Raw genomic sequence first — 5474 nt, forward strand, 5'->3', positions numbered from 1 at the left:
CTCGACAAGCGCATGGACTGGCGCTTCCTCGACCTGCGCCAGCGCCGCAACAACCTCGTCTTCCGCGTGCAGACCACCCTCGAGCACGCGATGCGCTCGTACTGGATCGAGCGCGACTACATCGAGGTGCACTCCCCCAAGCTCATGGCGTCGGCGTCGGAGTCCAACGCCGAGCTCTTCGAGGTGCCCTACTTCGAGGACAAGACGGCCTACCTCGCGCAGTCGCCGCAGTTCTTCAAGCAGATGGCCCAGGTCGCCGGCTTCGGCAAGATCTTCGAGATCGCGCCCGCCTTCCGCGCCGACCCCTCGTTCACGAGCCGCCACGCCACCGAGTTCACCTCGATCGACGCCGAGATCAGCTGGATCGACGGCTGGGAAGACGTCGCCGCGATGCAGGAGGAGCTCCTGGCCACCGCGATCCAGGCCGTCGCCGACAAGCACGGCGACGAGATCAAGGAGCTCTTCGACCTCGACGTCGTGGCGCCCACGGTGCCCTTCCCGCGCATCCCGCTCGCGGAGGCACGCGAGATCGTGGCCGCCCGCGGATACGAGATCCCCCGCACCGACGGCGACCTCGACCCCGAGGGCGAGCGTCAGATCGCCGCGCACGTGGCGGAGACCTACGGCCACCCGTTCGTGTTCATCACCGACTACCACCCCGAGATCCGCGCCTTCTACCACATGCGCGACGAGGAGACGGGGCTCACCAAGAGCTACGACCTGCTCTACAACGGCGTCGAGATCACCACGGGCGCACAGCGCGAACACCGCGTGGACGTGCTCATCGAGCAGGCGAAGGATAAGGGACTCGAGCCCGAGCACCTCGAGTTCTACCTGGATTTCTTCCGCTACGGCGCTCCGCCCCACGGCGGGTTCGGGATGGGCCTGGCCCGCGTGCTGATGCTCCTGCTCGGTCAGGACTCGATCCGCGAGGTGACCTACCTCTTCCGGGGCCCCACCCGCCTGGCGCCCTGACCGATCGTCAGGGCGTCAGCGCGGCGCGCAGGCGATCGGCCGACACGCGCCAGTGCGCGTGGAACTCGCCGTCGATGAGAACGACCGGGATCTTCTCCCACCATCGCGCGTAGAGATCGGCGTCGTCGAGGATCGAGCGCTCCTCGATCACGACATCCCGCCCCGACTCGGAGACCACGAGATCGACCACCTCGCGCGCCACGTCGCACAGATGGCACTCCGGCTTGCCTATGAGAGTGATCGTCGTCACCTGACAATCCTAGGCAGGAGCGGTCAAGGGCTCGTCGCCTGAGGGGTCTCACCCGTAATCTGGACGCCCTCGCAGCGTCGCGTCACGTCCCGATCCCCCGATCCGCAGGAGTACCCGATGCTCGATCCCTGGTTGCAGTTCGCCATCGTCCTCGTCTCGGCCCTCATCGGCGCCGTCGTCGTCGCCGCCCTGGTCGCCCTGGCCGTGCGCACCGCCGGACGCCGGCGCGCGTGGTCGACCCTGATGATCCGGCGGGGGCGACGCCCGTTCCGGGCGCTGCTGCTCGTCATCGCCGTGTGGATCGCGCTCCTGACCGCCTTCCCGGGGCCGCGTGAGGAGTGGATGCCGGGCATCAACCAGCTCTTCACGATCCTCGTGATCGCCGCCGGCAGCTGGCTGATGATCGCCGCCGTGCTCTTCGCGACCGACCTCGCGATCGGCCAGTACCGCATCGACATCCCCGACAATCGCGTCGCACGGCGCATCCGCACCCAGACGCTCATCCTCCGGCGGCTGGCCATCGCCATCATCGTCGTGATCGCGGTCGGCGCGGCCCTGCTGACCTTCCCCGCGGTGCAGACCATCGGCGCGAGCGTGCTCGCCTCTGCCGGCATCGCGTCGATCGTCGCGGGCCTGGCGGCGCAGTCCGTGCTGGCGAACATGTTCGCCGGCATCCAGCTCGTCTTCAGCGAGGCTCTGCGGGTCGACGATGTCATCGTCGTCGAGGGCGAATGGGGGCGGGTCGGCGAGATCACCCTCAGCTACGTCGTGCTCGACCTGTGGGACGACCGCCGTCTGGTGCTCCCGTGCACCTACTTCACCACCACGCCGTTCCAGAACTGGACGCGCGAGGGCAGCGAGCTGCTCGGATCGATCGAGCTCGACCTCGACTGGCGCGTTTCTCCCACGCGGATGCGCGAGCACCTCGAGCGCGTGCTCGCCGAGACCGAGCTGTGGGACGGCCGCGCGTCGGTGCTGCAGGTCACCGAGGCGACCGGCGGGCTCGTGCGCGTACGCGTGCTCGTGACCGCGCAGGACGCCCCGACGCTGTTCGATCTGCGCTGCTTCGTGCGCGAGGCGCTTGTCGACTGGGTACAGCGCCAGATGCCGACGGCCCTGCCGGTGCAGCGCGTCATGATGACCGCCGACACCGGCCACGTCGAGGCCGAGGCCCCGCGCGGCGACGTCGATGGGCTGTTCACCGGCAGCGTCGCCGCCCAGCAGCGCGCGAGCACCTTCACGCAGGGCGTGCCGATCGTCTCACCGGAGGACGACGCCGACGATGCCTCCGCCGAGTCCGCTGCGGGGGCGGGTCACCGCTCGACCGGGTAGCCCGCCGCGATCCACTCCGACGTGCCGCCCTCGACGTTCGTCGCGTCGTAGCCGCGCTGTTCGAGCGCCTGCACGATGCTCGCGGAGCGTCCGCCGAGTTCGCAGATGATGTTCATCGGCCCGTCGGGCAGCTCCGCGAGCCGCTCGCCGAAGACCGACATGGGGATGTTGACGGCGCCGGGCACGTGGCCGGCGGCGTATTCGTGCGGTTCGCGCACGTCGATGACGGGGATGGATCCACGCTCGGTGAGCTCGTGGACGGTGATGGTCTGCATGGTGCCTCGGGTCGAAATGGTGCATACGGCCGTCATGGCCGCCAGCAATTCTGTCAGAAAACACGAAGCGCCCGTCCGGAGGACAGGCGCTCGGTGTGGAAGCCGCTTACTTCTTGTTGCGGCGCTGGTGACGAGTCTTGCGAAGCAGCTTGCGATGCTTCTTCTTCGCCATGCGCTTGCGGCGCTTCTTGATGACAGAACCCACGGAAAACCTCACTAAGTCGAAGTCTGGACGCACATCCACGGTCGGATCGCGTCCGGGAACGGGCAGATGCGAAAAATGCCTCGGAACAGCTTATCAAATGCGCGCGCGGTCCTCGCGCGCGCCGGCAGCGATCAGCCCGCGTCGGCGATCGGCCGCTCCATGGCGGCCGTCACGGCCGACTCCGGCACCCGGTAGCTGCGCCCGAATCGCACCGCCGGCAGCTCGCCGGAGTGCACCAGTCGATAGACGGTCATCTTCGATACGCGCATCAGTTCAGCGACCTCTGCGACGGTGAGGAAGCGCACGTCGGGAAGTTCGGCCACGATGTCCCCTCTCGTGCGTCCCAGTCGGATCTCCCTGATCCTGGGAGGAGTCTATGACCTGCGCGCGACGCGTGTAAACCCGTGTGACTCGTGTGACTCGAGCGCGTCGGCGCGATTCAGCGTCCGGGCAGCCGGCGCCACGCGTTCGTGACCACGTGCTTGGCGGATGCGGCGGCCCTCCCCACGACCTCCGCGGCGTGGGCGGCGGAATCCGGCAGGGCCCCGGAGGCGACCGCCTGCAGGTCGTCGCTGTGCGTGAAGAAGGGCACGAGCCAGTCGTCGACCTCGTCGAGCGGTTCCGCGGAGAGGCTGTAGTAGCGGTGCTGCCCCTCCTCCCGCACCGACACCAGGTGCGCCTCGCGCAGCACCTTCAGGTGCTTCGACACCGTCGGCTGACTCACGCCGAGCTCGCCCACGATGTTCGAAACGCTCGTGCCGTCCTGGCCGGAGGATGCGCGATCGAGGAGCAGTCGGAGGATGTCGCGACGCGTTCCGTCTGCGATCACGTCGAAGATGTCCGCCATGTGGTTAGGTTAGCCGGACGCGCACCGGAGTACCATGAGGTCGACTTTCGCTCGGAGAAGACGACACAGACGAGGGGGCGGTGCATGGCGACGAGCCGACCGGCTGCGCCGCAACGCCGCGCACCGTCGGCGGGGTGGCGTCACCGCCTGCGTCAGGTCGGGGAGTTCGGCCGCGACTTCGCCACCTCGTCGCCCTCGCGCTTCGCCATCCTCGTCTTCGGCACGCTCATCCTGATCTTCACGAGCCTGCTTTCGCTCCCGATCGCTTCGGCCAGCGGCCGCGCGACGCCGCTGGCCGACGCCCTGTTCACGGCGGTGTCGACGATCTGCGTGACGGGGCTGGTCACCGTCGACATGGCCACCCACTGGTCGCCCTTCGGCAACGTGGTGATCTTCCTCGGCGTCAACATCGGCGGGATGGGCGTGCTGACGCTCGCCTCCATCCTGGGTCTCGTGATCTCGAAGCGACTGGGTCTGCGTGCCAAGCTGATCGCCGCGGGCGACACCAACCCCATGCGCGCTCACGGTGGACCGGTCAACGAGGGCCAGACGGTGCGGCTCGGCGAAGTGGGCCAGCTGCTTCGCACCGTGGCGCTGTCGACGCTGGTCATCGAGGCGATCGTCGCGGTGCTGCTGTACCCCGCGCTCGTCATGGCCGAGGTCGACCCGCTCATGGCGCTCTGGGAGGCGCCGTACTACGCGGCGATGTCATTCACGAACACCGGCTTCACCCCGAACGTCGGCGGCCTCGAGCCCTTCGCCGACGACTACTTCCTGCTCACCGTGCTGATGACCAGCGTCTTCCTCGGCAGCATCGGCTTCCCCGTCATCTACACGCTCTCCCGGCACGTGTGGCACGTGGGGCGGTGGTCGCTGCACACCAAGCTCACCCTCATCACCACCACGCTGCTGTTCGTCGCCGGTGCCATCGCGTTCCTCGCGCTGGAGTACGACAACCCCGGCACGTTCGGCTCGATGGACGCGTGGGACACCACCTTCCAGGCCTTCTTCCTGTCCGCGATGACGAGATCGGGCGGGTTCTCCGTCATCGACATCGGCGAGCTCTACGGGTCGTCGCAGGTCGTGGGATCCATGCTCATGTTCGTCGGCGGCGGCTCGGCGTCCACCGCGGGCGGCATCAAGGTGACGACGCTCGCCGTGCTCGCCCTGGCCGTCTGGTCGGAGGCCAAGGGCCGCACCACCGTGGAGGTCTTCAGCCGCCGCATCCCGAGCGACGTGCAGCGTGTGGCGCTTTCGGTCGTCGCGTGGGGATCGACCATCGTGGCGCTGTCGACCATCGTGATCGCGCAGATCACCCACGCCCCCGTCGCGCACGTGCTGTTCGATGTGATCTCCGCCTTCGGCACCGTCGGGCTGTCCACCGGCCTCACGCAGTCCCTGCCCGACCCCGCCGTCTACGTCATGGCCGCGACGATCTTCATGGGGCGCATTGGTACAGTGACACTCGCCGCGGCCGTGGCCGCGACATCCCGATCGCAGCTGTACTCGCTGCCCGTCGAAAGGCCCATCGTTGGTTGAGCGCATCCGCGGCGACGCACCCGTCCTCGTGATCGGTCTCGGGCGCTTCGG

At 68.2% G+C, this 5474-nt stretch carries 8 protein-coding genes; 3 read left to right on the plus strand and 5 right to left on the minus strand.

The genetic code is table 11. The annotated features are described in order from the left end of the window. A partial coding sequence (gene aspS, locus B4E30_RS09955; RefSeq protein WP_286795110.1) for an aspartate--tRNA(Asn) ligase occupies window positions 1-975 on the plus strand: 975 nt, incomplete at its 5' end. 7 nt (window positions 976-982) lie between these two features. On the opposite strand, the gene B4E30_RS09960 is transcribed toward aspS, so the two are convergent. Next, window positions 983-1225, minus strand: coding sequence for a glutaredoxin family protein (locus tag B4E30_RS09960; RefSeq protein ID WP_286795113.1), 243 nt, complete (start codon window positions 1223-1225; stop codon window positions 983-985). Between the two features lie 117 nt (window positions 1226-1342). Between B4E30_RS09960 and B4E30_RS09965 the strand changes: the two genes are divergently transcribed. Continuing rightward, window positions 1343-2557, plus strand: coding sequence for a mechanosensitive ion channel family protein (locus B4E30_RS09965; RefSeq protein WP_286795115.1), 1215 nt, complete (start codon window positions 1343-1345; stop codon window positions 2555-2557). Here B4E30_RS09965 and B4E30_RS09970 read toward each other — a convergent pair. The 4 genes from B4E30_RS09970 to B4E30_RS09985 all read right to left on the minus strand — a co-directional run bounded on the left by B4E30_RS09970 (window position 2539) and on the right by B4E30_RS09985 (window position 3884). Next, window positions 2539-2832 carry a rhodanese-like domain-containing protein gene (locus B4E30_RS09970; protein WP_071043938.1) on the minus strand — a complete coding sequence of 98 codons (294 nt, stop codon included), beginning with the start codon at window positions 2830-2832 and terminating at the stop codon, window positions 2539-2541. The genes B4E30_RS09965 and B4E30_RS09970 overlap by 19 nt on opposite strands. Window positions 2833-2938: 106 nt before the next feature. Next, window positions 2939-3037, minus strand: coding sequence for a 30S ribosomal protein bS22 (locus tag B4E30_RS09975; protein WP_003792170.1), 99 nt, complete (start codon window positions 3035-3037; stop codon window positions 2939-2941). 131 nt (window positions 3038-3168) lie between these two features. Beyond that, entirely contained in the window at window positions 3169-3360 is a 192-nt protein-coding gene (locus tag B4E30_RS09980) for a helix-turn-helix domain-containing protein (RefSeq protein ID WP_071043939.1), read from the minus strand. A 116-nt stretch (window positions 3361-3476) separates the two neighbouring features. Beyond that, entirely contained in the window at window positions 3477-3884 is a 408-nt protein-coding gene (locus B4E30_RS09985; protein WP_194384665.1) for an ArsR/SmtB family transcription factor, read from the minus strand. 84 nt (window positions 3885-3968) lie between these two features. Here B4E30_RS09985 and B4E30_RS09990 point away from each other — a divergent pair, with 84 nt between their 5' ends. Next, window positions 3969-5423, plus strand: coding sequence for a TrkH family potassium uptake protein (locus tag B4E30_RS09990; protein ID WP_194384664.1), 1455 nt, complete (start codon window positions 3969-3971; stop codon window positions 5421-5423). Window positions 5424-5474: the final 51 nt, after the last annotated feature.

Source organism: Microbacterium sp. UBA3394 (assembly GCF_002358725.1).
GTDB classification, from domain to species: Bacteria; Actinomycetota; Actinomycetes; order Actinomycetales; family Microbacteriaceae; genus Microbacterium; species Microbacterium luteum.